This is a genomic window from Corynebacterium sp. HMSC065H09 (assembly GCF_001812845.1).
Lineage (GTDB): Bacteria > Actinomycetota > Actinomycetes > Mycobacteriales > Mycobacteriaceae > Corynebacterium > Corynebacterium jeikeium_D.
On record NZ_KV810576.1, the window covers coordinates 19,090 to 44,426 of the forward strand.

At 59.5% G+C, this 25,337-nt stretch carries 15 protein-coding genes; 5 read left to right on the forward strand and 10 right to left on the reverse strand.

The genetic code is table 11. The features are described 5' to 3' along the window. Positions 1-74: 74 nt before the first annotated feature. On the reverse strand, positions 75-1,814 hold the full coding sequence (gene betA, locus HMPREF2878_RS01380) for a choline dehydrogenase (RefSeq protein WP_049193170.1): 1,740 nt from the start codon (positions 1,812-1,814) through the stop codon (positions 75-77). 347 nt (positions 1,815-2,161) lie between these two features. On the opposite strand from betA, the gene betT reads away from it, so the two are divergent. From betT to HMPREF2878_RS01395, 3 genes are all read left to right on the forward strand, one after another. After that, positions 2,162-4,342, forward strand: coding sequence for a choline BCCT transporter BetT (gene betT, locus HMPREF2878_RS01385; RefSeq protein ID WP_049190998.1), 2,181 nt, complete (start codon positions 2,162-2,164; stop codon positions 4,340-4,342). Next, entirely contained in the window at positions 4,343-5,911 is a 1,569-nt protein-coding gene (locus tag HMPREF2878_RS01390; protein ID WP_070652724.1) for an aldehyde dehydrogenase family protein, read from the forward strand. It abuts the gene before it with no gap. Positions 5,912-6,052: 141 nt separating this feature from the next. Next, on the forward strand, positions 6,053-6,871 hold the full coding sequence (locus tag HMPREF2878_RS01395) for a CDP-alcohol phosphatidyltransferase family protein (protein ID WP_083310797.1): 819 nt from the start codon (positions 6,053-6,055) through the stop codon (positions 6,869-6,871). On the opposite strand, the gene HMPREF2878_RS01400 is transcribed toward HMPREF2878_RS01395, so the two are convergent. Then, a complete protein-coding gene (locus HMPREF2878_RS01400; RefSeq protein WP_070652725.1) occupies positions 6,868-7,887 on the reverse strand; it encodes a hypothetical protein in 1,020 nt (339 codons plus the stop codon). The genes HMPREF2878_RS01395 and HMPREF2878_RS01400 overlap by 4 nt on opposite strands. 204 nt (positions 7,888-8,091) lie before the next feature. Here HMPREF2878_RS01400 and HMPREF2878_RS01405 point away from each other — a divergent pair, with 204 nt between their 5' ends. Beyond that, the gene (locus HMPREF2878_RS01405) at positions 8,092-9,576 is read left to right on the forward strand and encodes a YeeE/YedE thiosulfate transporter family protein (protein ID WP_070652726.1); all 1,485 of its coding nucleotides are present in this window, start codon (positions 8,092-8,094) and stop codon (positions 9,574-9,576) included. Positions 9,577-9,652: 76 nt separating this feature from the next. Next, positions 9,653-10,324 (forward strand): YdhK family protein, encoded by a 672-nt coding sequence (locus tag HMPREF2878_RS01410; protein ID WP_083229239.1) that lies wholly within the window; start codon positions 9,653-9,655, stop codon positions 10,322-10,324. Between the two features lie 346 nt (positions 10,325-10,670). Here HMPREF2878_RS01410 and HMPREF2878_RS01415 read toward each other — a convergent pair whose 3' ends face one another. The 8 genes from HMPREF2878_RS01415 to HMPREF2878_RS01450 all read right to left on the reverse strand — a co-directional run bounded on the left by HMPREF2878_RS01415 (position 10,671) and on the right by HMPREF2878_RS01450 (position 25,255). Further along, on the reverse strand, positions 10,671-12,353 hold the full coding sequence (locus HMPREF2878_RS01415) for a dipeptide ABC transporter ATP-binding protein (protein ID WP_070652727.1): 1,683 nt from the start codon (positions 12,351-12,353) through the stop codon (positions 10,671-10,673). Beyond that, positions 12,350-13,348, reverse strand: a complete 999-nt coding sequence (locus HMPREF2878_RS01420) for an ABC transporter permease (RefSeq protein WP_049171781.1) — start codon at positions 13,346-13,348, stop codon at positions 12,350-12,352. Before HMPREF2878_RS01420 ends, HMPREF2878_RS01415 begins: the two co-directional genes overlap by 4 nt. Then, on the reverse strand, positions 13,341-14,267 hold the full coding sequence (locus HMPREF2878_RS01425; protein ID WP_016421610.1) for an ABC transporter permease: 927 nt from the start codon (positions 14,265-14,267) through the stop codon (positions 13,341-13,343). Before HMPREF2878_RS01425 ends, HMPREF2878_RS01420 begins: the two co-directional genes overlap by 8 nt. 4 nt (positions 14,268-14,271) lie before the next feature. Beyond that, positions 14,272-16,017 (reverse strand): peptide ABC transporter substrate-binding protein, encoded by a 1,746-nt coding sequence (locus tag HMPREF2878_RS01430; protein ID WP_049191012.1) that lies wholly within the window; start codon positions 16,015-16,017, stop codon positions 14,272-14,274. A 479-nt stretch (positions 16,018-16,496) separates the two neighbouring features. Continuing rightward, positions 16,497-18,125 carry a protein adenylyltransferase SelO family protein gene (locus tag HMPREF2878_RS01435; protein WP_070652728.1) on the reverse strand — a complete coding sequence of 543 codons (1,629 nt, stop codon included), beginning with the start codon at positions 18,123-18,125 and terminating at the stop codon, positions 16,497-16,499. Positions 18,126-18,265: 140 nt separating this feature from the next. Then, the gene (locus HMPREF2878_RS01440) at positions 18,266-20,497 is read right to left on the reverse strand and encodes a 3-hydroxyacyl-CoA dehydrogenase NAD-binding domain-containing protein (protein ID WP_070652729.1); all 2,232 of its coding nucleotides are present in this window, start codon (positions 20,495-20,497) and stop codon (positions 18,266-18,268) included. Between the two features lie 74 nt (positions 20,498-20,571). Then, positions 20,572-21,807, reverse strand: coding sequence for an acetyl-CoA C-acetyltransferase (locus HMPREF2878_RS01445; RefSeq protein WP_070652730.1), 1,236 nt, complete (start codon positions 21,805-21,807; stop codon positions 20,572-20,574). Positions 21,808-22,045: 238 nt separating this feature from the next. Next, the gene (locus HMPREF2878_RS01450; RefSeq protein ID WP_070652731.1) at positions 22,046-25,255 is read right to left on the reverse strand and encodes a type I restriction endonuclease subunit R; all 3,210 of its coding nucleotides are present in this window, start codon (positions 25,253-25,255) and stop codon (positions 22,046-22,048) included. Positions 25,256-25,337 lie beyond the last annotated feature (82 nt).

Sequence of the window (25,337 nt, forward strand, 5' to 3'; positions counted from 1 at the left end):
TGGGAGAACCCGGCCGGTGCCGACGAACGGCGTTGTGCAATAGAGGCCGCGCTACCGCCTCAAGAACTCAAGGACTACTTGGTGCTCTCCGGCGGATCCAGCGGCATACCCTGGCCAGCGCGGTAGAACGGAATGTCCTGCGGTGCCAGCGGGGTCTTGCCGGCGATGAGGTCAGCGGCCTTTTCGGCAATCATCATGGTCGGTGCGTAGATATTGCCATTGGTGATGCCCGGCATGACCGAAGCGTCAACCACGTAGAGGCCCTCGGTGCCGTGAACCTGCATGGTTTCCGGATCGACCACGGCCATCTCGTCGGAGGCCGGCCCCATCTTGCAGGTGCAGGATGGGTGCAGTGCGGTCTCGGCGTCCTTGCGGACCCACTCGAGAATCTCCTCGTCGGTCTGCACATCTGCACCCGGGGAAATCTCGCCGTCGGTGTACTCCTTCATTGCCGGAGTGTCCAGCAACTTACGGGAGACCTTCACAGCCTCGACCCATTCACGGCGGTCCTGATCAGTGGACAGGTAGTTGAACAGGATCGACGGCTTGACCTTGATGTCCGAGGAGGTGATGTGGACATGGCCACGGGCATCCGAGTACATCGGACCAACGTGGAACTGGAAACCGTGCGGGCTATCGATCTTCGTGCCGTCGTAACGCATGGCCAGCGGCAGGAAGTGGAACATCAGGTTCGGGTAGGGCTCGTTGTCGTTGGAGCGCGCGAAACCGCCACCCTCGAAGTGCGACGTTGCCACCGGGCCCTTGTGGGTGAGCAGCCACCACAGGCCAATGAACGGCCAACGCCACTTCTCCAGGTACGGCTGTGAAGACACCGGCTGGGTGGCGTTGTACTGAATGTAGACCTCCAGGTGGTCCTGCAGGTTCTCGCCGACACCAGGCAGGTGCTTGACGACGTTCACTCCGGCGGCATTCAAGACCTTCTCATCGCCAATGCCGGAGACCTCGAGCAGCTGCGGAGAGTTGAAAGCGCCACCGCAGAGGATGACCTTGTCTGCTCGCACCTGACGTGTGCGCCCCTTCCAGGCGTACTCCACGCCGACGGCCTTGGTGCCCTCGAAGAGAATGCGGGTGGCTTCTGCGCGGGTGCGAAGCTCCAGATTTGGACGCTGCAGAGCCGGGTGCAGGTATGCGCGGGCAGCGGAGAGGCGACGGCCCTTGTCGATGTTCGCGTCGAAGGGGCCGAAGCCCTCCTGGCGGTAGCCGTTGACGTCCGGGGTGTAGTTGTAGCCGGCCTGCTGGACAGACTTGAAGAAGGCCTTGAACAGCGGAGAATCGGCCGGACCGCGCTTCATGCGCAGTGGGCCGTCGTGGCCACGGCGCGGGTCGTCCTTGTCGGAGCCGAGTGCATTTTCCATGCGCTTGAAGTAAGGCAGAACGTGGTTCCAGCCCCAGTTCTCCAGCCCCTTGGTGTCGCCCCACTTGTCGTAGTCCATGGGGTTACCGCGCTGGTAGATCTGGCCGTTGATGGAGGAGGAACCGCCGACGACCTTGCCGCGGGCGTGGTAGATACGGCGACCGTTCATCTCCGGTTCCGGCTCGGATTCGTACTTCCAGTCGTAGTACTTGTTACCGATTGGGAAGGAGAACGCCGAAGGCATGTGAATGTAGAGGTCCCAGAGGGAGTCCATGCGGCCGGCCTCGAGTACGAGCACCTGCTGAGTGTGGTCTGCGGACAGCCGGTTAGCCAGCACAGAGCCGGCAGAGCCCGCGCCAACGATGACGACGTCGCGGTGTTCGACTGTGGTGTTGCCATTCTTTTTACCGAAGTTGAAGACAGCCGGGAAAGCTCCCATGTTCTGGTGTACCTCCGTAGGTTGTTTGCCGATGTATATCGGACTGGTTTTCAAGGACTGCGATAAGCCCCGATAAGCCCCAAGTAATATTTAAAGGCAGGCCCTATATATTGATATTGGAATAAGTGGCCGGAGGCGTATCTCAAATCCCCTTCACCTATATAGAATGCCACACAATTGGTATTCAATTCCAGTTGGAATGATTTTAAACGCCTTGAAAACTGGATAAATATGCAGGTGAAGATGTTGATGTTGGGGTGGAGAATTCTTCTGAATCGATTCTTAAACTTGAGGGATTATTCAAACTAGGTATGCTGGGTTAGTTCCCGAATCTGAAGGATTTTCCTATGTCTGATACTCCGCCAACTGAGAAGGTAACGGAGGAAAAATCTGGATCGTCGCAAGGAATGCAGCGATCGCAGTCGGCCCCTCCACAACAAGCGCAAGCGAGTGTGACCTCCGAGCCTGAGGTCAACTGGCCTGTATTTATTATTTCAGGTGTTGGCATTCTTGCCATTGCCCTGTGGGCTATTTTTGCCCCGGACAATGCAGCGGACACCCTAGCTGGCATTGTCGCCTGGGTATCGAAGAACTTCGGCTGGTTCTATATTGTGACCGCGACGGTGGCAGTGCTCTTCATGCTCTACGTCGCTATCTCGCGAACGGGACAGATTAAGCTCGGCCCCGATCACGCCAAGCCTCAGTTTGGTCTGTTCTCCTGGGCCTCTATGCTCTTTGCGGCGGGTATCGGCATTGACCTGCTCTTCTTCTCGGTAGCGGAGCCGGTGGCACAGTTTTATGGCCCGCCGACCGGAGACGCGGAGACCATCGAAGCTGCACGTCAGGCAGTGGTGTTCACGCTCTTCCACTATGGCGTGACCGGTTGGGCACTCTACGCTCTGATGGGTATGGCATTCGGCTACTTCGCGTATCGCCTGAACATGCCGCTGACCATTCGTTCGGCGCTCTATCCGATTATCGGCAAGCGCATCCACGGCCCCGCTGGTGAAGCGGTCGAAATCGCGGCGATGCTGGGTACCGTTTTCGGTGTCGCAACCTCGCTGGGTATCGGCGTCGTCCAGCTGAATTACGGCCTGCGTGTGCTGTTCGGGGTGGATGAGAGTACGTCCTGGCAGATCGCTCTAATCGTCGTGGCCGTATCGGTGGCTATCGCCTCCGCAGTTTCCGGTGTCGACAAGGGAATTCGTCGTCTCTCGGAGCTCAACGTTGGCCTGGCCATCTGCTTGATGCTCTACATCCTGGTTACCGGCCGCACCGCGTTCCTGTTTGACGCACTGGTGATGAACGTCGGTGAGTACGTCTCGAAGTTCCCGTCCATGACTATGGATACCTACGCGTTCTCCGGAGCGCAGGAATGGTTGAACTCCTGGACCCTGTTCTTCTGGGCTTGGTGGGTGGCCTGGGCACCGTTCGTCGGTTTGTTCCTGGCTCGCATTTCCCGTGGCCGTAGTCTGCGTCAGTTTGTCGTCGGCACGCTGACCATTCCATTCCTCTTCGTTCTGATGTGGGTATCGGTGTTCGGTAACTCGGCTCTGGACCTGGTTATCGGTGGCGATTCGGAGTTTGGGCAGACTGCATTGGATTACCCGGAGCGCGCCTTCTACCTTCTGCTAGAGCAGTACCCGGCACCGATGTTGGTGGCGGCAGTCGCCTCCCTGATCGGTCTGCTGCTCTACATCACCTCGGCTGACTCGGCAGCACTGGTGATGAGTAACTTCACTTCGAAGATCACCGACACACAGCAGGACGGTAAGAAGTGGACCCGTATTTTCTGGGCTGTCGTGGTCGGTGTGCTGACCATCGCGATGCTCTACGTCGGCGGTATTCCGACACTGCAGTCCGCGACGATTGTGATGGGCCTGCCGTTCGCCTTTGTCATCTATCTGGTGATGTATGGCCTCTTTAAGTCGCTGCGACTGGAGCTGCTGCAACAGGATTCGACACGTCGAGCCCTCCATGGGGCGATGTCGGGCCGCGCCGTAGATGGCGAACAGGGCGACTGGCGTAAGCGACTTGCCCGCTCCATGTCCTTCCCGGGCAAGAAGCCAGTCATGCGCTACCTCGACCGAGTGGTACAGCCCGCGCTTGAACAGGTGGCAGAAGCTATCAGGGACCGTGGCGGCGAAGTGACGCTGCACCGTGAACCAGCAGAAGAAGTTGGCATCGACCAGATTGACCTGCAGGTCGGTTTCGGCGAGGAGATGAGCTTCCGCTACCAGGTCTATCCGGTTGAACACTTGACGCCGTCTTTCGCTGGCCTGGTACACCTGGACAGTGATGCTGATATTTACTACTACCGCCTCGAGGTCTTCACGCTTACCGGCTCGCTCGGCTACGACGTCTATGGCTACACCCAAGAGCAGCTGATTTCCGACGTCCTCGACCTCTACGAACGGCACTTGGAGTTCCTGCATATGCAGTCTGATCTCCCGGGCACCTCAGATCTGTCCGATAATGCCGAACCTGTCCGCGAATGGTCTGATGACTATGCCAAGGAGGATTCCTAAATGACCTTTAAGCCTTCCACTACTGATAAGGCTCTCGCACCCGAGACCGCCAAATCTCACGAAGGGGCCGCCACGCTGTTTATCAACGGCACCTGGTCCGCTGCAGCCGCTGGCAACACTCGCACCATCGAGTGCCCGGCCGACGGCTCTTTCATCGCCGAGGTCGCGGAAGCAGACGCCACCGACACCGAGCGCGCCATCGCCGCCGCCGACGCTGCTTTCCGACGTACCGGAGAAGGTTCCTGGGCATCCTGGAGCACAGCTGAGCGCAGCAAGTTGGTACTCGATATCGGTGCTGCCATCAGGCAGCGCAAGGACGAATTTGCCTGGGCAGAGGCTATGGATACCGGCAAGCGCCTGCCTGAGGCGGCAGCCGATATGGATGACATCATTGCCTGCTTTGAGTACTTCGGGAAGCTTGCAGGCAATGATGCCGGTCGTCTCGTGGATGCGGATGACCCGTCCGTCGTCGCGCGTCTTGTGCGTGAGCCCGTCGGTGTCTGTGGTCTGATTACGCCGTGGAACTACCCACTGCTGCAGACCGCATGGAAGGTCGCACCGGCGCTGGCCACGGGCAATACCTTTGTGCTCAAGCCGGCGGAGCTGACTCCGCACACAGCAATTCTACTCATGCACGTCATCGATGATCTGGGTGTTCCGGCGGGCGTTGCCAACCTCATTACCGGAGCTGGTGCCGAAGCGGGCGCACCGCTGTCCTCGCATCCGAAGGTGGACATGGTCTCCTTCACTGGCGGTCTTGTCACTGGCAAGATTATTGCTGGTGAAGCGGCTAAGTCTGTGAAGAAGGTCGCGCTTGAGCTCGGCGGCAAGAACCCGAACATCATCTTCGCCGACGCCGATTACGAAGCCGCTTTGGACAATGCCCTCAATGCTGCGTTCCTGCACTCCGGTCAGGTGTGCTCGGCGGGCGCTCGCTTGATTGTGGAGGAGTCCATCGCCGAGAAGTTTGTCGACGATCTGGTCGAGCGCGCCGGACACATCCAGCTCGGCGGTCCGCTCGACGAGAAGGCCGAGACCGGTGCGCTGATTTCGAAGCAGCACTTGGATAAGGTCGCGGCATACGTCGATCGAGCTCGTGAGCAGGGCGCTCGTGTGCGCGTAGGCGGCGAGATCGCCGCAGGTACCACCGCCGATGGTTCCGCCTCGCTTGCCGACGGCTACTTCTACCTCCCAACCGTGATTGACCAGGTCACCCGCGAAATGGACTGCGTTCACGACGAAGCCTTTGGCCCGGTAGTGACGGTGGAGACCTTCACCACGGTTGACGAGGCCATCGAGATTGGCAACGACACCGAATACGGCCTGGCCGGTGCGGTGTGGACATCTAACCGCGAGGTGTCTGAGCGTGTTTCCCGCGAGCTGCGTCACGGTACCGTCTGGATCAACGACTTTGGCCCCTACCTGCCACAGGCCGAGTGGGGTGGCTTTGGTCAGTCCGGTATTGGCCGTGAGCTGGGCCCGACCGGCCTGGAGGAGTACACCGAAGCCAAGCTGGTCTACGAGAACACAGCACCGGCTGTTACCGGTTGGTTCGAGGATCGTCGTTAAATAACTCGGCACAAGTCCGAGTAAAAATACGGGAAAACGACCCATCGGCCGTTATACTCACCGATTGAAAAAATCGACTCTGCGCACAACTGCGATAAAGGTTTGCAGTTGTGCGCATTTGTTCTCTAAAGGACATCTGCCGTGAACGCTACTACCCGCTCCGACAATGCCAGTTCTAGTGCCGCCAGTGGGCCAGATACTGCCTGCGCCGATACTGCCAGCACCGCCGCGACCTTCACCCGCTTCACCCGGCGCCAGCATGTCATCGCCTGGGCTGTGCATGCCTTTACGCTGACCGGTTTGGTGTGGGCAACGCTGGCTGCGGTCGCACTGTTGGAGGGCCGCCCACATTGGATGTGGTTTTGGCTGGGCATTGCCCTCGTCGTCGATGGTGTCGACGGCAATATGGCGCGTAAGCATCACATCAAGGAAGTCGTCCCGTGGTTTAACGGCGCAGTGGTGGACAACATCGTCGACTATCTCACCTGGACCGCCATACCCGCGGCTTTCATGGTTATGTATCTGCCACTGGGGCCACGGCCGTTGGCGATTGCCCTGATTATTTTGGTCCTGGTGTCGTCGATGTTCTGCTATGCCAACGAAGCCGCCAAGTCCGGCGACTACTACTTCGTTGGTTTCCCTGCCGCGTGGAACATCGTGGCAGTCTTGCTGTGGGTATGGAACGCGCCCATGGCGGTGTGCATCGCTGCCATTTTTATCTTCAGCGCAATGACGCTGGTGCCGCTGCACTACACGCATCCATTCCGCGTGGAACGCGGCCGGATTGCCAACATTGCCGCAACGTTCATCTGGATTGTCTCGACCGGCATGCTTATCGCAAGTGAGACGATGGCAGCGTCGTTAAGCAAGGCGTCTATCCACGGGCTTGTGGCTGTCAACGTTGCCGCCGGTGCCTGGCTGATTATTGGCGGCGTGCGGCGCTCGCTTAGCGGTCGCTAGCGGCAGTTGGTGGGTGGTTGGCGCAGGATTGCGGAGATGGCGCGGTCGCGCAGCCAGCGGACGTATTCGACGGCGCAGGCTGCGACAATTAACGCGATGACAAAGATGGTGACCCACATCGGATAATCGCGCCCATTGGCCCAGAAGTAGACGTAAGGCGAGACGAAAGTCACTAGGGTGATCAGGAGCCCCAGCATTCTTCGGCCGAATGAGCGGCCGGTGATCATCTCGACAATTCCCCAGGTGTAGGGGATAGCGGTAATGATGTCGATGCTCCACAGCACCCAGACATTGCCATGGAATCCGGGGACGAAAACCACAGGTAGCGCGCGGAGCGAAGAGTAGACCATCACCACCAGGTAGGCCAACACTTTCGGGTTGTAGAGCAGGCGCCACACGGGGTTGCGCTCGATGAGTTTGGTCCCGACTTTGCGTAGTGCATGCAGATCCTTTTGCTGCATGACCAGCGTATTTGTTCCCTCCAGCAGGTAAGCGAGCAGTTTTTGCTGCTCGAGACTGCCGTGTGCCCAGGCCTGCACCAGCTCGCTTGGCGAGATAGCGATGGGCACCAGTGGTTCTCCGCGCTGTTTCAGCGCAGTGGGAAGCTCGAGGGTACTGCCATCGAGCTTATCGACGGCCAGTTCCGGGCCCACCACATGAACGATGTCGCCGCCGAGGATGTTTTGTACCTTCTTCACATCACTTTCGGGCAGCGAGCTGAACCAGAGTAGCTGCCGGGAGGAAATCGCCATTCGCAAGGCGGTGCCCAGAGCTTCTGCCGCGTCATCGATGGCGTAAAAGTCCTGCGTGTTGGTGTGGGCGAGTGAACGCAAGCTGTCGATTGTCACGACATTTTTGGCATTGAGCTCGTTGAGGCGGGCCACGCCGGAAATATCGATGACCGCCTGAGGGTCAAGGGCGAAAGCATGGGTAAAAGGAAGGTCGAGTATCGAGCGCATCGCAAGGAGCCGCTGGTGTCGCTGGTGTCCAACCAGGGCTGAATTCTGTGCGCTCATAGTGTTTTAGCTTGCCACAACTTGCGCTTCTCACCAGCAACTATACGGTTCGGTCTGTCTATTGGCAGGTGTTCTACCCTGTGAAAACTTCATTAAGTTGGACTTTTTTCGCTGTGTAGAGTAGCTTCTAATCCACTAATAGACAGGTCTGTTCATTATGGCTTTGATGGCGGACTGGCTCATAATTTTAGGAGAAACACTCTCATGCTCATTTCAGGACTAGCGCTGGGTGCCGTGCTCGGCTTTGTTATGCAGCGAGGACGCTTCTGCGTCACCGGCTTCTTGCGCGATATCTTCACTCAGCGCAGCTGGCGCGGCTTTGTCGCCCTGCTGATTGTTATTTCCGTCCACGCCATCGGCCTGGCCGCACTGACCAGCGCCGGCGTGATTACTCCCGAATACAACGAGCTGGCACCGCTGGCCGTTATTGTCGGTGGCGTTATCTTCGGACTGGGTATCGTCCTGGCCGGTGGCTGCGCCTCGGGTACCTGGTACCGCTCCGGTGAGGGCCTGATCGGCTCCTGGATCGCACTGGTCTTTTACGCCCTATCCGCTGCTGCCATGAAGACTGGCTTCCTCAACGGCCTGCAGGATTCCCTGAAGGACCGCACCGTCGGCCTGACCAGCATCCACGCCTCTCTGGGCATTAGCATCTGGCCACTGGTCATCGCGCTGAGCGCCGTCACGGCATACTTCGCTGTCCGCTTCCTGCGCGAAGAATTCTCCGGCCCGCGCCCGGCCACTCTGGCGCCGCGCAAGTCCGGTCTCGCGCACATTCTGACTGAAAAGACCTGGCACGTGTACGCCACCGCCGCCATCGTCGGTGTACTTGGCGTTATCGCATGGCCGCTGTCCGCCGCCACCGGCCGCAACGACGGCCTCGGCATCACGACTCCGTCCTCCAACCTCGCCAACTACGTTGTTACTGGTGACACCGAGCGTTTCGACTGGGGCGTCCTCCTCGTCCTCGGCATCCTCGTCGGCTCCTTCATCGCGGCCAAGGCCTCCGGTGAATTCCGCCTCCGCGTCCCGGACGCCACCCAGGGTGCACGCTCGGTCGTCGGCGGCATCTTCATGGGTGTCGGCGCTGCGTGGGCCGGCGGCTGCACCGTCGGTAACGGCATGGTCCAGACCTCGCTGTTCAGCTACCAGGGTTGGCTTGCGCTGGCGTCCATCGCCGCAGGTGTCGCTATCGCCGCCAAGCTCTGGCTGAAGCCGTCCGCATCTTCGCTTAACGACGTCCCGAGCACCCCTTCCACCACCAACGACACGGCGGTATCGGCAACTTCTCCGGTCACTTCGACTGCTACTTCGCCTGTGTCCCTGCCGGGTAGCGAAGGTGCCGGTGCCGCTGGCACCGAGGCCTCCCCGCTGGCGGGTGCCTTTGCTGTCGCTCCGGTGGCGTTGCTCGACCGGAGCGTCGTCAAGCAGGATGACGGCAAGCTAAAGCCGCTGGGTGGCGGGCGTTATGAGCTCGACACCGTCGGCGCGGTGTGCCCATTCCCGCTGATCGAGGCCAAGGATGCAATCAACAAGATTGAGGTCGGCGAGGAGCTGGTGATTCCATTCGACTGCACCCAGGCCACGGATGCGATTCCGCGCTGGGCTGCGAAGGATGGCCACGAGGTCACCAACTTTGAGCAGACCGGTGAGGCCGGCTGGACGATTTCCGTTCGCCGAGGGCGATAAGTCCTGGTGGCGCTAGGGGAGCGTCGGTAGGGTGAGGGCATAGATTGATTGACATCAACAACAAAGGAGCTTGACCATGGCAAAGAATATCCGACCACTTAATGCGCTTGTAGCCGCAGGTGCCGCCAGCGTGCTTGCGCTGGCCGGTTGCTCCTCCGATGATTCGACTAATACCGAAGCAAGCAGCACTGTTAGCGAGACCAGCTCGTCGGCAACGGCAACCAGCTCTGAGGACACGGACGACATGGATGACATGGACGATGCCGATGACCACGGTGAGCACGGCGACCATGATGACGATGCGATGGCTGGCCATGATCACCCGGCCGATGGCGGTCCGGCTCCCGAGGGAATGGCTCCGGCTGACAACGCGAAGTTCCCGGTCGGCAGTGAAGTGAAGGTTCTGGCTGATCACATGCCGGGCATGAAGGGTGCAGATGGCAAGGTTGTTGGTGTTTTCAACACCACCACGTACTCCGTGTCCTACACTCCGACCGATGGCAGTGAACCGGTGAAGGATCACCGTTGGGTCGTTCATGAGGAGCTGGAGAACCCAGGCGAGGCTCCGCTTGCCGACGGCTCCGAGATCACCATCAATGCCGAGCACATGGCGGGCATGAAGGGTGCCAAGGGCACTGTTGATTACTCCACGCAGGAGCCGGTCTACATGGTTGATATCGACGAAGATGGCATGACCATGAAGAACCACAAGTGGGTTACCGAAAGCGAGCTCGCACCGGAGGACTAACTAGTAGTCGGTTTGATCAGTCGGCTACTTCTAGGCTGGTCACTGCGATTTCTCTCCATCAGTCAAAACCGGGTGTCGCGCGCATACCGGTGCGCTGCCCGGTTTTCGTATTCCCAAACGACTTGCTGAGCCCGGGCGGTACCGTCCGGGCGCTTTTCTCTCTTCTCGCAACCGACTCACCCCGACTCAAAATCGCTTAGAGACTTCACGACACCTATGTCACCTCATGCCACCTCCACAGCTGGCACGAGGTGACACCTGTGTCGTGAAGTGCGATCTGCCCCGCCCAGAGGGTGGAGTGAAGTGCCGTGTGGGGGTGTGTGGGGTGGGGCGCGGCACCGCCCAGCTACAAATCCAAATCCAGCGAAGCGCCCGGAATAGCGTCCAGCAGCCGCTGGGTGTATTCCTTCTCCGGGTGGTCGAAGAGATCGTCGGTAGGACGGTGCTCAACCATCTTGCCGTGCTCCATCACGATGATTTCGTCAGCCACCTGTCGCACCACAGCGAGGTCATGCGTAATAAAGAGGTAGGCCAAATCCATCTCTTCCTGCAGCTCGGCAAGCAATTCGAGCACCTGCGCTTGGACCACTACGTCCAGGGCGGACACGGCCTCATCACAGACCACAACCTCAGGGTTCAGGGCCAGTGCACGCGCAATCGCAACACGTTGACGCTGGCCACCCGACAGCTCACCGGGGAAGCGGCGACCCATCTCCGCGGGCAGCGCGACGCGGTCGAGCAGCTCGAATACGCGCTGTTCACGTTCCTTCTTGGTACCAATCTTGTGAATCCGCAGCGGCTCCTCAATGGAGGAGTGCACTGTACGCATCGGGTCCAGCGTCGCATACGGGTTCTGGAAAATCGGCTGAATGCGACGCCGCAGTTCCAGCTCTTCTTTACGATTCCGGCCCTGGACGCGTTTGCCGTCGAAAAGCACTTCGCCCTCGGTGGGATCGAGTAGCCCCAGCGCCATGTTGGCCACGGTGGACTTGCCGGAACCGGACTCGCCCACGATACCGATGGTGCGACCGCGACGCAGCGTGAAGCTGATGTCGTCGACGGCGCGGAAGGAGTCCTTACGCCACGGACGATTGCCCGGGATGGCGAAGTCGCGCACCAAGTTCTTCGCGACCAGAATCTCCTTCTGATCCGCATCCGATGTCGTCGGCGCCGCCACCACGCGATCACCGCGCCGGGCAGCCAGCGACGGCGCGGCCGCAATCAGCTGCTTGGTGTATGGGTGCTGCGGGCGAGTGAGGACTTCCAGGGCAGGGCCGGTCTCCACGACACGTCCTGCTTGCATAACGACGAGTCGGTCAGCGCGCTCGGCAGCCAAACCGAGGTCATGAGTAATCAGCACCACGGACGTGCCGAGTTCGCTAGTGAGCTTGTCGAGGTGGTCGAGGATCTTCTTCGCCACGGTCACGTCGAGTGCGGAAGTGGGCTCATCGGCAATCAGTAGCTTTGGGTGCGCGGCCAAGCCCATCGCGATAAGTGCGCGCTGGCGCATACCACCGGAGAACTCGTGCGGATATTGGTCGATGCGCTTTTTAGCATTCGGCAGGCCGGCCTGTTCCAGCAGCTCAATCGCCTTTTTGTGGGCCTCAGAGCCGGTGGCGATGTTATTGGCGCGCAGCGCCTCCTTAATCTGGGAACCGATAGTCCACACCGGATTTAGGTTGGTCATCGGATCCTGGGGGACCAGGCCAATGCCGTTGCCGCGGATGCTAACAAACTCGCGGTCTGTCAAGTGTGTGATGTCACGGCCATCGAAGGTGATGGTGCCACCGGTGACTTCACCATCACCGGGCAACAGCCCCAGCGCGGCGTGGACAGTGGTGGACTTACCCGAGCCGGACTCACCGACGATGGCGACCGTCTCACCGGGGAAAACCTCCAGGTCGACGTCATGCACCACATCGGTCAACGATTTACTGCGGCGGCCGGACGCTGTGGTCGTCGGAAAGCCAATGCAGACATCCTTCAAGGTGAGAATGGGCGCTGCGGAAGTATTGGTGTCGGTGTTCATCGACGACGCTCCTTCGGGTCGAGAGAATCCTTCAAAGCGTCACCCATGAGGATGAAGCCGAGAACGGTAATCGCCAGGGCGAGTGCTGGCCAGAACAGGTTGGACGGGGCCTGGCGGAGCACCTGCTGTGCGACAGAGATGTCGTTGCCCCAGGAAACGGTGGTCGTCGGCAGGCCAATGCCCAGGTAGGACAGCGTGGCCTCGGCGACGATGTAAATACCCAGCGAGGTCGTGGCCATGACGATGACAGGGGCGAGGCAGTTCGGCAGCACATGGCGGAAGAGAATGCCAGTGCTGGACAGACCGAGCGCCTTGGAGGCGGTGACGTATTCCTCGTTCTTCACCGAGATCACCGAGGAACGCACCACGCGCGCCATCTGCGGCCAGCCGAAAGCAGCGAGCACGAAGACCACGGACCAGATGGTGCGTTCGGTAAACAGCTGCATCAGCACGATGCCGGCGAGAATCAGGGGGATGGCAAAGAACATGTCCGTGATGCGGGAGAGCACCGCGTCGACCCAACCGCCAAGATAGCCAGCGATGGCACCGAGGATGATGCCCACCACGGTCACGGCCAGGGTGACGCCGATGCCGACGATGACCGAGGCGCGGGCACCGTAGATGACACGGGCGTAGACGTCGTAGCCCTGCTGAGTGAAGCCCATCGGGTGGCCGTCGCGGGCCGGGGCCAGCGAGTCACGCAGGTTTGCCGCCGTCGGATCCACAGAGGTGAACAGTGACGGGAACGCGGCCACTGCGATGGAGAGCAAAATAATGAATGCGGAAACCCAGAACAGTGGGCGGTAACGCAGGTTCTGCCAGGCCGAACCCCAGAGCCCCAGTGGTGGGGTATCCGGCAACTGCTTGTGGTCGGGGTTCGTCGCCTGCGCGGCGGGGGCCTGCGCGGTGTTGGCCTGCGCGGTGCCGGTATGCACGGCGTTGGCCTGCTTTTCTGGCTGAGTCGAATCTAACTGCGTCGAATCTGGCTTAGGCATAACGAATCCTCGGATCCAGGACTGCGTAGAGCAAGTCGATGAGCAAGTTGGCGAACATGTAAATAACCACCAGGATGGTCACGATGCTGACCACGGTGGGAGCTTCACCAATCTGGACGGCGTGGAAGATCAGGCCACCGATACCTGGCACGTTGAAGATGCCCTCGGTGACAATTGCGCCGCCCATCAGAGCCGCGAGATCAGCGCCGATGAAGGTCACAACGGGAATTAGCGAGTTGCGCAAGATGTGGCGACGGGTGACTTCAGAGGTTGGCAAGCCCTTGGCGCGGGCAGTGCGTACGAAGTCAGCATGGCGTGCCGACGAGACCTCGGAGCGCGTCAGTCGCAGAACATAAGCAACCGAGACGAGACCCAGCACGAATGCCGGCAGCAGCAGGGAGGTAAAGGAGGCATCGCTACCAACGGTGGGGGAGACAATCTCCCAGCGCACACCGAAGAGGTAGCGGGCCACGAAGCCGAGCACGAAGGTCGGAGTTGCGATAACCAGCAGGGACATCACCAGAACGGTGGAGTCGAAGAAGCCGCCCTTGCGCATACCGGCAATAACGCCGAGGCCGATACCGAAAATGGCCTCAATGGCAACGGCCATCAGAGCCAGGCGAATTGTAATAGGGAAGGCCAGCGCGATTTCCTCGCCGACCGAGCGACCGGAGAAGGTCTCGCCCATATCCAGGGTGAACAGGCCCTTGAGGTACTCCCAGTACTGGACGAGGAAAGGCTCATCCAGGTGGTAGTGGGCGCGCAGTGCTGCGACCTGCTCCGGTGGCAGCTGCTTATCGCCAGCCAGTGCAGCGATGGGGTCGCCTGGCATGGCGAAGACCATTGCATAAATCAGCAGTGTGGCACCGAAGAATACCGGCACCATCTGCAGGAGTCTCTTTCCGATATACCAACCCATGGTGCTAGTCCTTCTCAATCATCGGGTAGTCCAAGATGCCGTCCCACATCACTACGGCATTGCGCAGCTTCGGGTTCCACGCCACCGAAGCATTGGGGTACCACAGCGGAATCGCTGGCAGGTCCTCCATCAGCACAGACTGAGCCTTGACATAAATTGGCTTGGCATCGTCTGCGCTCTTTGCCGAGGCCGCCTCCTGAATCAGCTTGTCGAACTCCGGATTGGAGTAGTGGTTGTCATTCGAGGAACCACCGGTGACGAACTGCGGGATCATGTAGTTGGCCACAGATGGGTAGTCAGCTGCCCAGCCAGTGCGGTAGCCGCTGGTGATGGTCTCGTTGGAGATTTCATCGCGCAGCTGCTTGAAGGTCGGGTAGGCCTTGCCGTGGGAATCGATGCCGAGGGTCTCGCCAATCATGTTGGTCACCGCTTCGACCCACTGCTGGTGTCCGCCGTCGGCGTTGTAGGCGATGTCGAACGAGCCGGTAAACGGCGCAATTTTGTTGGCTTCGGCCCACAGTTGGCGGGCCTTCTTCGGGTTGTATTCCAGCACCTCTTGGCCAGGTACGTTCGGGTCAAGGTCACCGAGCGTCAACGAGCTGAACTCGCGCGCCGGGGTGCGGGTGTCGAAGAAAATCTTCTCAGTGATTAGTTTCCGGTCAATCGCCATAGAAATCGCTTGACGACGAAGCTTGCCCTCTTCACCCGAAAAACCTGGCAGATTTCGCGGAATTGCGAAGTACTGCGAAGACGAGGTCGGGACATTTGCGCTGGAGTCGGGGAAGTCGGTTTGGAAGCTGGCGAGAGCCGTTGGTGGAATTGTGCGTGGCAGCGTGTCCAGGCGGCCGGCCTGGAGGTCTGCATATGCGGTGTCCACGTCCGAGTAGAAGCGGTATACCAGGCCGTTGTTACGGGCCTTGTGCTCACCGGCGAAGTCATCATTGCGAACCACAGTTAGCTGGTTGTTGTGCAGCCAAGCGCGGCCTTCGGCCATCTTGTACGGTCCATTGCCGATTGGGTGTTCACCGAAAGCCTTCTTGTCTTCGAACGCGGCCTTCGGCAGCGGCATAAACGCGACATAGCCGAGGCTGAGCGGGAAGGAGGAATCTGGGTTGGTCAGATCCACGGTGAACCTCAGGTCATCGACCTTTTTCAGGCCGGAGAGGGTTTTCTCCGTGGCCTTTTCTCCCGAGACTGCATCAAAACCCTGCACGTTGGCGAAGAAGGACTGCTGCTTCTGCAGGTTCGGTCCGTAGGCAGCGTAATTCCAGGCATCGATGTAGCTCTGCGCGGTGACTGGTTCGCCGTTGTGGAAGGTCCAGCCCGGTTTCAGCGTGATGTCGAAATGAGTCGAGTCCTCGTTGGGCTTAATTTCTGCCGCATGGTCCAGGATCATCGAGCCGTCGGTGTCGTAGCGCACCAGACCTGAGTAGAGCATGCGGAGGATATCGCCACCACCGGTTTCATTGGTGTCAGTGGTGTACAGCGGCGACTGTGGTTCGGAGTTCTGGACCACAATGAACCCCGCGCCGACCTGTTGCTGGTCAGTGCTGCAGGCAGCGAGCGCGCTTCCTGGCAAGGCGATTACCAGCAAAGCCGCCAGGATCTGGCGGACATGCAGCGTGAACTTTCCTTTTCCGCTGAGCGTTGTTGCGTGCAGTTTTGTGGCACGGGACTTCTCTCGCTGTCGGAGCTTCCGCCGGAGTTTCTGCCGGGTGTGGAAGGGGCCGGAGGCAACGGGTCTATGCATCGCGAGCCTTTCTAGATTCTGCCAGATAGGCGATATGAATTTGGTGATCGGCTCACTCCAAATGACTTAGATACCCACCTCCCACCTGCATAGGCAATGGTGGTGGTGACAACTTGGGTGTGGTGGGCTCTAAGGTTTGGATACGACCGTTCAATACAGTCTCTAACCATACAAGTCCAAAAAACATATGAGTATTAATCAGGCGAACCATCCCTTATTTGACGGTGTCTTTTACCCTCGATTGGGGAGTTAATCCTGTGCAGTGGTGCAACGTTGTAACATCCTGGCACCCCCGCAGGGGTTGGGGCTGCTGAATTTCTGGCTGTCCCACCGCCGGGCTCCTGTCCGGCCCCATCCGCGACTTCACGACACAGGTGTCACCTCATGCCACCTCCACAGCTGGCACGAGGTGACACCTGTGTCGTGAAGTGGGCTTTGGAAGAGGAAGTGGACTTTGGAGGAGGCGGAGAGGCAGCGCATTAAGTCCCACAGTACGAGTGGAAAGCACCCAACTCCCGCGGTGCCGGCTCCGTGAACCCCGCAGGGACGTCTTGCGACTCAAAGGGGTTGGTTACCGCCTCCAGCAGGTGCCGGTAGTCGGTCAGATCCCCCGCCCCTGCCGCCGCTAACGCTTCCGTGACCAGGTAGTTTCGCGGAATATACAGCGGATTCGTTTCCTCCATAAGTGTCAGGGCCGTCGTCTGGTCGATTCCCAGCTCTTCCCGCGTCTGCTTCCACAACTGCCCCCACTCAGCCGCGGCGGCGGGGAACGCAGGATCAGCGGTCAGCCTGGTCAGCGCAGCCAACGCAGCAACTGTATCCCCATCACCATCGGCCAGAACCTCAATCAGCGCCCGATGAGCATTCGTATGGTCGAGCCCAAACTTCGCCAGCAACGCCTGCCACTGCTGCACCAGGGGGATGGCCAGCGGCTCGTCGTAAAGCGAGGGGAGAATCCCCAACTTGGGCAGCCACCTGCGGCTGAGCGCATCGGTGAACTCGTCGGCGAATTCGCCCAGGAGGTCGCGGGCGCGTGCGAGGGCTTCCTCCGGGGTGCCTGCGAAATGCGGTAGCAAAGTCTCCGCGAGCTTCGACATGTTCCACCCCGCGATTGTTGGCTGCGCGCCGAACGCGTATCGACCGCCGCGATCAATGCTGCTAAACACCGCCCGCGGATCGTGCGCATCCAGAAACGCACACGGCCCAAAGTCGATGGTCTCGCCCGCGATGCTGGCATTGTCGGTGTTCATCACGCCGTGGACAAATCCACAGGCCAGCCACGCCGCAACGAGATTGGCTTGCCGCTTGACGACGTCCCGGAGAACCGACTCCGCCGAACCCTCGTAGCCATGCCGCTGCGCGGCGAACTCGATGAGCCGATCCATGATTCCGGTGTCCGTTCCGGAGCGAGCGACCAGCTCGAACGTGCCAACTCGCAGGTGGCTGGATGCTACGCGCACGACGATGCCACCCGGTTGAAGTTCGGTGGTGGGGTCGGTGTTGTCGAATGGGGTTTGCGAGCCGCGGTAAATCTCTTCGCCGGTTTTGATGACCGCCAGCGCGCGGGTGGTGGGGATGCCGAGCGCATACATGGCTTCGCTGATGAGGTACTCCCGCAGCGCGGAGGTCAGCGTGGCTTTGCCGTCACCGCCACGGGAAAAGGGCGTGGGGCCGGTGCCTTTCGCTTGGATCTCGTAGGCCTGGGTGCTGTCGCTGTGGGTTGTCTCTTTGGGGCAGTCGGGCTGGTTAGGCGGACAGTGCAGCCCAGTCAGCCCCGGTTCAGCCTCAACTGTGGCAAGCAAGAGCGCGCGACCATCACCGAGTAGGCCTGCGAAGTTACCGAACTGGTGGCCGGCGTAGGCCGTGGCCATCGGGGTTGTGTATGCGCCGGGTGGGGTGCCGGCGCCGCTGTCGACTCCGTGATCGGCGCCGCGGCCAGTGAGGAACTTCAGGCCAGCGTCTGACCGGAGCCACTGCGGGGAGAGGCCGAGTTGGGTTGCGAGCTCGTCGTTAAGCATGACCAACTGCGGCGATGGGGCATCAAACCCCTGCTGGTCGATAGCGAGTTCAGGCAGTGCGGTGGGCAGATCAGCGACGTTTCTAGCCATGTGCGCAGTTTAACGGGTAGGCCGGATTGGGGTTGGCGCGCTGGTGCGTTCAGCGGTGCTACGCCGTTGACGTGGCCTCGAAGGCGAAAAACCCCGGTTACTGGAACAATTCCAGCAACCGGGGTGCGCTCGGGGTAGTCCTACTTCTTCAGGGACTCCGGAGCGTTGAAGCGCTCGCCGTGCTTAGCGGCCAGCTCTTCGGCGCGCTCGACGAAGCCTGCGACACCGCGGCGCTCCGGGTGAGCTGCGTCCGGGTCGACAACAGTGGCGCCGTCGTAGTTCTTAATGAACTGGCGAGTACCACCGGTCCAGGCCGGGTAGCCGATACCGAAGATGGAGCCGATGTTGCCGTCGGCGTCGTGAAGCAGAACGCCCTCGTCGACGCACTTCTGAGTCTCGATGGCCTCGATGAAGAGCATGCGGTCGACCAGCTCCTGCAGGTCGGTGTCCTCCGGAGCGGGCGGGGTGATATTCAGCTCCTCACGGAGCTCGTTGAACAGGCCCGGCCAGAGACCGGAGCGCTTGCCGTCGACGTACTCGTAGAAGCCCTTGCCCTCGAGCTTGCCCGGGCGCTCGAACTTGTGCAGCATGGCCTCGACCAAAGCCGGTACGCCGCCCTCGTCCAAGGTCTGACCTGCAGCCTCGGCGGCAGCGCGGGTCTCGCCAGCGATCTTCTCCATGAGCTTGAGGTTCAGCTCGTCGGCAAGCTGGAGCTGCGGTGCCGGGTAACCAGCCTGGCGACCAGCGGCCTCGATGATGGCCGGGTCGTAGCCCTCAGCGACCATGCGCAGGGCCTCGTTGATGACGGTGCCGATGACGCGGGAGGTGTAGAAACCGCGGGAGTCGGTGACAACAATCGGGATCTTGCGGATTGCAACAGCGAAGTCCAGCGAAGCGGCGAGGATAGCCGGGTCGGTGTTGTCGCCGGAGATGATCTCAATCAGCTGCATCTTGTCCACCGGGGAGAAGAAGTGCAGGCCGATGAAGTCCTTCTCACGCTTGACGTGGGAAGCCAGCTCGGTGATCGGAAGGGTGGAGGTGTTGGAGCCCAGGATGCAGGTCTCCGGAACTGCAGCCTCGATCTCGGCGTGAACCTTGTGCTTGAGGTCGGTGTTCTCGAAGACGGCCTCGATGACCAGATCGACGTCGGAGAGGTCGTCGTAGGACTCAGTCGGCTTGATGTGGTTCAGCAGCGCTGCGGACTTCTCCTCAGTGGTGCGACCGCGCTTGAGAGCCTTGGCCTCCAGACCTTCAGAGTAGGACTTACCGCGCTCGGCGTTCTCCAGGGAAATGTCCTTCAGGACAACTTCCATGCCAGCCTTTGCACACACGTAGGCGATACCTGCGCCCATCATGCCGGCGCCGACAACGGCAACCTTCTTGAACTCGCGCTTCGGGTACGGGGTGCCATCAGCCTGCAGCGGACGGGAGCCGCCGCCCTGAGCGTGGTTGAGGTCGAAGAAGAACGCCTGCATCATGTTCTTCGACTGGGTGCCGGTGACCAGCTCGGTGAAGTAGCGGGACTCGATACGCAGTGCGGTGTCGATGTCGACCTGAGAGCCCTCGATGGCAGCCTGCATCGCAAGGCGGGGAGCCTTCATCGGGGAGCCCTTGAGCTGCTTGGTCAGGTTTGCCGGGAAGGACGGCAGATTCATCGCGAACTTAGGAGTCTTCGGGTCGCCACCCGGGATCTTGAAGCCCTTCTCGTCCCACGGCTGTGCTGCCTTGGCGTCTTCGCTGGTCAGCCATGCGCGAGCGGTGTCGATGAGCTGCTCCGGAGCAACAACTTCGTCAACGAGGCCAGCTGCGAGAGCCTTGCCTGGGTTCATCTGGGCGCCGGTCAGAATGACCTTCATCAGCGCGTCCTGGATGCCCAGCATGCGCACGACGCGGGAGACACCGCCGCCACCCGGCAGCAGGCCGAGGGTGACCTCTGGCAGGCCAATCTTGGAACCGCGGGCATCGGCAGCAACGCGGTGGTTAGCAGCCAGCGCGACCTCGAGGCCGCCGCCCAGTGCTGCGCCATTGATGGCAGCAACAATCGGCACCGGGAGCTTCTCCAAGCGACGCAGGGAGGCCTTCATGTCCTCGACCATGCCGAACATGTCAGCTGCATCGTCTTCAGTGGCCTTGGACATCTGCTTGATGTCGCCGCCTGCGAAGAAGGTCTTCTTCGCAGAGGTGATGATGATGCCCTTGATGGAGGTCTCAGAGCCGTCGCCAATTTCGTTTTCCAGGCGCTCCACGGTGGCGCGGATGTCGTCCTGGAAGGTCTTGTTCATGGTGTTGACCGGCGCATTCGGGTCATCCATGGTGAGGGTGACGATTCCGGCGTCGTCCTGATCCCACCGGAACATGTTATCTGTGCTCATAAATCAGTCAGTCCTTTGTGGTTATCGCGGTGTGACCGCGGTAATTGTCGCTGTGAGTTTCGTTCCGGTTTGCTTTAGACGCGCTCGATGATGGTTGCAACACCCATGCCGCCAGCCACACAGAGCGAGATGAGAGCGTAGCGGCCACCGGTGCGGTGCAGCTCGTCGATTGCGGCGCCGGTGATCATGGCACCGGTTGCACCCAGCGGGTGACCCATGGCCATTGCGCCACCGTTGATGTTGAGCTTGTCGTAGTCGATGCCCAGGTTCTGCTGGGCATGCTTGACGACGGCGGCAAACGCCTCATTGATTTCCCACACGTCGATATCGTCGACCGTCAGGTTGGCCTTGGCCAGAGCCTCGCGGACGGCCGGCTCGATACCGGTGAGCATGATGGTCGGCTCGACACCATTGACAGCGGTGGCGACAACGCGTGCGCGTGGGGTGAGCCCCATGTCTGCGCCGGCCTTCTCAGAACCAACCAGGGTCAGTGCAGCGCCATCGACGATGCCGGAGGAGTTACCTGCGTGGTGGACGTGGTTGATGCGCTCGAGCTGCGGGTACTTCTTCAGTGCAACTGCGTCGAAGCCACCCTGCTCACCCATCATGGTGAAGGCTGCGCGCAGGCCGGCCAGGGACTCTGCGGAGACGCCCTCGCGGATGGTCTCATCGCGGTCGAGGATGGTCAGGCCGTTAGCGTCCTTGACCGGGACGACGGAGCGGTCGAAGCGGCCCTCAGACCAAGCCTTTGCGGCACGGGCGTGGGAGAGTGCAGCCATTTCGTCGAGGGACTCGCGGTCAAAGCCGTCAAGCGATGCAATCAGGTCAGCGGAGATACCCTGCGGGACGAAGTCAGTTGCGAACGAGACCTGTGCATCCATTGCCATTGCGCCGCCGTCGGACATCATTGGCACGCGGGACATGGACTCGACGCCACCGGCGAGGACGAGCTCGTCCATGCCGGAGCGGACCTTCTGAGCAGCCAAGTTGATGGCGGAGAGGCCCGAAGCGCAGAAGCGGTTGATCTGGACACCGCCGGTGCGGTACGGCAGACCTGCGGTGAGTGCTGCGGTGCGGGCAATGTCCGCGCCCTGGTCGCCGACCGGGCTGACGCAGCCCACGATGAGGTCGCTGATGCGCTCTTCGTCCAGGTCAGGGAAACGATTGCGGATTTCGTCGATGAGGCCGACGAGAAGTGATACCGGGCGTACCTCGTGGAGGGAGCCGTCCTTCTTGCCCTTGCCGCGCGGGGTGCGAATTGCCTCGTAGATGAAGGCTTCGCCGCCCGGCTGAATGGTGGCGGAAGTCATGTGTTTTTACCTCACAGATTCGTCGTAAAGTGTCGTGCGTCACTCTATAACGAATGGCGGATTGCCGGGGGTGATTTGAGGGGTGCTGGGGAGAAAGTTAACTCGCCGTAGTCTCTCACCTGGGGTTATGGGAGAAACCGGGGGTAATTACATAAGTAGTTTTAAACACAGCTTCGCGGAAGCGAGGCGGTAACGGTCTGCCATGTGAAGGCCCAATCGTTACGCCCGCCCGCAACCATCAAGCCGCCTCTCCATCATCCTCCGCGAACCCCAAGTTCCGATAGCGCTCGACAAAGGCCTGGATGCGCTGCAGCACCCGTGTCTTGACCTTTTCACGCTCATTACCTGGGGTAAACCGCGACATTGGCGGAAGAATTCGAACAATTCCGGTGCCAAGCGTGCTGACAATGCCGGTGGTCAGCGCCTCTTCAATAAAAGATTGCGCCGTGGGCATCCGCAGCTTCTCTTCAGTGATAATCGCATTGAGCTCTGCCGTGCGTTTGGTTCTGATGAATTCCTCCCACTGCTCGTCAACAGGCTGTGTCAGGCTCACTGTGTTGACGAACTCTTCAATCAGGTCGCGCTTGTTCCGCAGCGATGGGCTGGAGTTTGCAGCACGAGAAATCTGGGCACGAATTTCTTCTCTCTCGTCGCTGCCGTGGGTTTCACGGTATTGCTCGACGAGCATGAGAATGTAGTCGACATTGATCTCGACCTGCTTGATTAGCTCCATCTCGAAGACGACATCGTCATTGATGGACTCCCGGTCCCCGTCGCTTTCAGTACGGAATTCCGCAAAAAGGTCGAGGTAGATACTGCGGTAATCCTGCTCCTGGCGCGGCGTCAACAGCGCGTCAACAGCGAATTGGTCGAAGGAAGTCAGGATGTTTTGGACACGCAGAATCGCGCCGAAGAGCTTGATGAACTCCTTCTTCGCCTTCTCGCCAACAATGACCTTATCCAGCGGGTATTCCTGGAGCAGTCGCTTCACTAGCTTGGCATATTCGGCAAAGTACTCAGCGTAGGGCTTAAGCAGTACCACGCTTTGCGCCTTGGTATCGCCGAAGAGCCGCAGCGCCTGATTTGTGGCGTCTTCGAGGTCTCGGAAGCAGACAATGTTGCCGTACGTCTTGACGGAATTGAGGATTCGGTTGGTACGCGAGAATGCCTGAATCAACCCGTGGTATTTCAGGTTCTTGTCCACGAACAGCGTGTTCAAGGTAGTGGCGTCGAATCCGGTGAGGAACATGTTGACCACGATGGTCATATCGACTTCCCTGTTCTTCATTCGCAGGGAGAGGTCTTTGTAGTAGTTCTGGAATTTCTCGGCGGAGGTGTCGTAGTTGGTCTTGAAATACCCGTTGTAGTCGGCAATCGCCGCTTCCAGGTAATCGCGCGCAACCTTGGGTAGCTGCTCGGGCTCCATGCCTTCTTCACGGAGCAGGCCTGCCTCGTCGGCCACGGCAGTAGCTGCCGCATCGCTTTTCTTTTCGCTTGACGACGGAATCGTCGGTGACTCATCCTTTTCGGCCTCATTTGGTGCGAATGAGTAAATCATGGCAATCTTCAGGCGCTCTGCTTCTGGCAGTGATACTTGCGCTTTTTTGAAGAGGTTGTAGTAAGTGTAGGCAGCCTCAACAGAAGCGGTGGCGAAGATAGCGTTGAAGCCACGAACTCGTTGTTCTTTCTTTATTTCCTTAATCCGACCGCGGTGCCGGGCCTTTGCTGAGGCGGATACGTTCTCGACAACGCGGTGTTCGTAGAAGGTTTCCCGCTTTGTTTTCTGAGCGAAGTGTTCGAGCGTGTAGTCGACGACGTTTTTCAGGCGTGGCTCCGCCAGGAGTGCGCCTTCGGTGTCGATGCCTGCGACTTCCTTGTCCTTAACGCTTCCAACCGAGATGGTGTTGACGTAGTCAATCCGGAAGGGCAGGACATTCTTATCGTTGATGGCGTCAACGATGGTGTAGGAGTGGAGTCGTTTGCCGAAAGCCTGCTCGGTGGTTTTGAGGTTGGCTTTGGTTCCGCTGGTGGAGTTGTCGGCGAAGATGGGCGTTCCGGTGAAACCGAAGAGGTTGTATTTCTTGAACGCCTTCGTGATGGCAGTGTGCATGTCACCGAATTGGGAGCGGTGGCATTCGTCGAAGATGATGACCACGTGCTTGCCGTAGACATCGTGGTGTTTGTTGCCTGCGATGAAGTTCGACAGCTTCTGAATTGTGGTGATGATGATGGATGCGTCGTCGTCTTCCAGCTGCTTCTTCAGCACGGCGGTCGAGGTGTTGGAGTTCGCAGCGCCCTTTTGGAAGCGGTCGTACTCACGCATGGTTTGGTAGTCGAGGTCTTTACGGTCGACGACGAAGAGAACCTTATCTACATGCGAAAGTTTGCTAGCCAGCTGTGCGGCTTTGAATGAGGTGAGGGTTTTCCCCGAACCGGTTGTGTGCCAGATGTAGCCGCCAGCCTCCGTGGTGCCAAGGCGTTCACGATAGTTATTGGAAATCTCAACTCGTTGCAGAATCTTCTCAGCGGCGACGATCTGGTATGGGCGCATCACCAGTAGTTCTTCCGCAGCAGTGAAGACGCAGAACTTAGTCAGAATATTGAGAAGCGAGTGCTTGGACAGAAATGTCTTAGTGAAGCCAACAAGATCCCGGATGGGTTTGTTATTTGCGTCAGCCCACCACGATGTGAATTCAAAGCTCTTAGCACCGCGCGCCGGGCGGCCTTTTCCTCCCGTTTCTTTGATGTGTAGTTCACGGGTGGTGTTGGAGTAGTACTTTGTCAGCGTGCCGTTGCTGATGACGAACAGCTGCACATAATCGAACAAACCATCACCAGACCAGAAAGAGTCGCGCTGGTAGCGCCTGATCTGGTTAAAGGCTTCACGCAGATCTACGCCACGGCGCTTGAGCTCGATGTGCACCATGGGAAGGCCATTGACCAGAATGGTGACGTCATAACGATTGGAGTGTTTCGCACCGCCTTCGCCCTTTTCCACCTCGTACTGGTTAATGACCTGCAGCTGGTTGTTATGGACATTTGCTTTATCCAGCAGTCGGATGTTTTTGCTCGTGCCGTCGTCACGCGTAAGAACCTGAATGTGGTCTTCGTGGATGCGACGGGTCTTTTCCTTGATTCCGTCGTTGGCGCTGGTGACGCAGGTGCGATAGAACCGTTCCCATTCCGCGTCGCTAAACGTGACGTGGTTGAGAGTTTCGAGTTGACGGCGCAGGTTGGCAACGAGGTCTGCTTCGCTGTGGATGGGCAGGTAGTCGTAGGCCTGCGACTGGAGGATGTTGATGAGTTCCTGCTCCAGTTGTGCCTCGGTTTGGTAGTCCTCCGAGGTGCGCTCCTCGGCCTGGTATTCCGCGACGACCGTGCTCTGCTCACCGACAGCAATTGGGTCGTACTTGGTTACTCGTCGCTTGCCGACGCCGTCCTGATTCATACAGCCTGCCCTATCCATCGAGTCGATGCCAATAAAGAAAGCGAGTGCTTAACCTAGTAACCTACAGGCGAACGAGAAAGAC

Excerpts from the sequence above, each read along its gene's own strand:
- betA (WP_049193170.1), bottom strand. The coding sequence starts at position 1,814 with ATGGGAGCTTTCCCGGCTGTCTTCAACTTCGGTAAAAAGAATGGCAAC.
- betT (WP_049190998.1), top strand. The coding sequence starts at position 2,162 with ATGTCTGATACTCCGCCAACTGAGAAGGTAACGGAGGAAAAATCTGGA.
- HMPREF2878_RS01390 (WP_070652724.1), top strand. The coding sequence starts at position 4,343 with ATGACCTTTAAGCCTTCCACTACTGATAAGGCTCTCGCACCCGAGACC.
- HMPREF2878_RS01400 (WP_070652725.1), bottom strand. The coding sequence starts at position 7,887 with ATGAGCGCACAGAATTCAGCCCTGGTTGGACACCAGCGACACCAGCGG.
- HMPREF2878_RS01405 (WP_070652726.1), top strand. The coding sequence starts at position 8,092 with ATGCTCATTTCAGGACTAGCGCTGGGTGCCGTGCTCGGCTTTGTTATG.
- HMPREF2878_RS01410 (WP_083229239.1), top strand. The coding sequence starts at position 9,653 with ATGGCAAAGAATATCCGACCACTTAATGCGCTTGTAGCCGCAGGTGCC.
- HMPREF2878_RS01415 (WP_070652727.1), bottom strand. The coding sequence starts at position 12,353 with ATGAACACCGACACCAATACTTCCGCAGCGCCCATTCTCACCTTGAAG.
- HMPREF2878_RS01420 (WP_049171781.1), bottom strand. The coding sequence starts at position 13,348 with ATGCCTAAGCCAGATTCGACGCAGTTAGATTCGACTCAGCCAGAAAAG.
- HMPREF2878_RS01425 (WP_016421610.1), bottom strand. The coding sequence starts at position 14,267 with ATGGGTTGGTATATCGGAAAGAGACTCCTGCAGATGGTGCCGGTATTC.
- HMPREF2878_RS01430 (WP_049191012.1), bottom strand. The coding sequence starts at position 16,017 with ATGCATAGACCCGTTGCCTCCGGCCCCTTCCACACCCGGCAGAAACTC.
- HMPREF2878_RS01435 (WP_070652728.1), bottom strand. The coding sequence starts at position 18,125 with ATGGCTAGAAACGTCGCTGATCTGCCCACCGCACTGCCTGAACTCGCT.
- HMPREF2878_RS01440 (WP_070652729.1), bottom strand. The coding sequence starts at position 20,497 with ATGAGCACAGATAACATGTTCCGGTGGGATCAGGACGACGCCGGAATC.
- HMPREF2878_RS01445 (WP_070652730.1), bottom strand. The coding sequence starts at position 21,807 with ATGACTTCCGCCACCATTCAGCCGGGCGGCGAAGCCTTCATCTACGAG.
- HMPREF2878_RS01450 (WP_070652731.1), bottom strand. The coding sequence starts at position 25,255 with ATGAATCAGGACGGCGTCGGCAAGCGACGAGTAACCAAGTACGACCCA.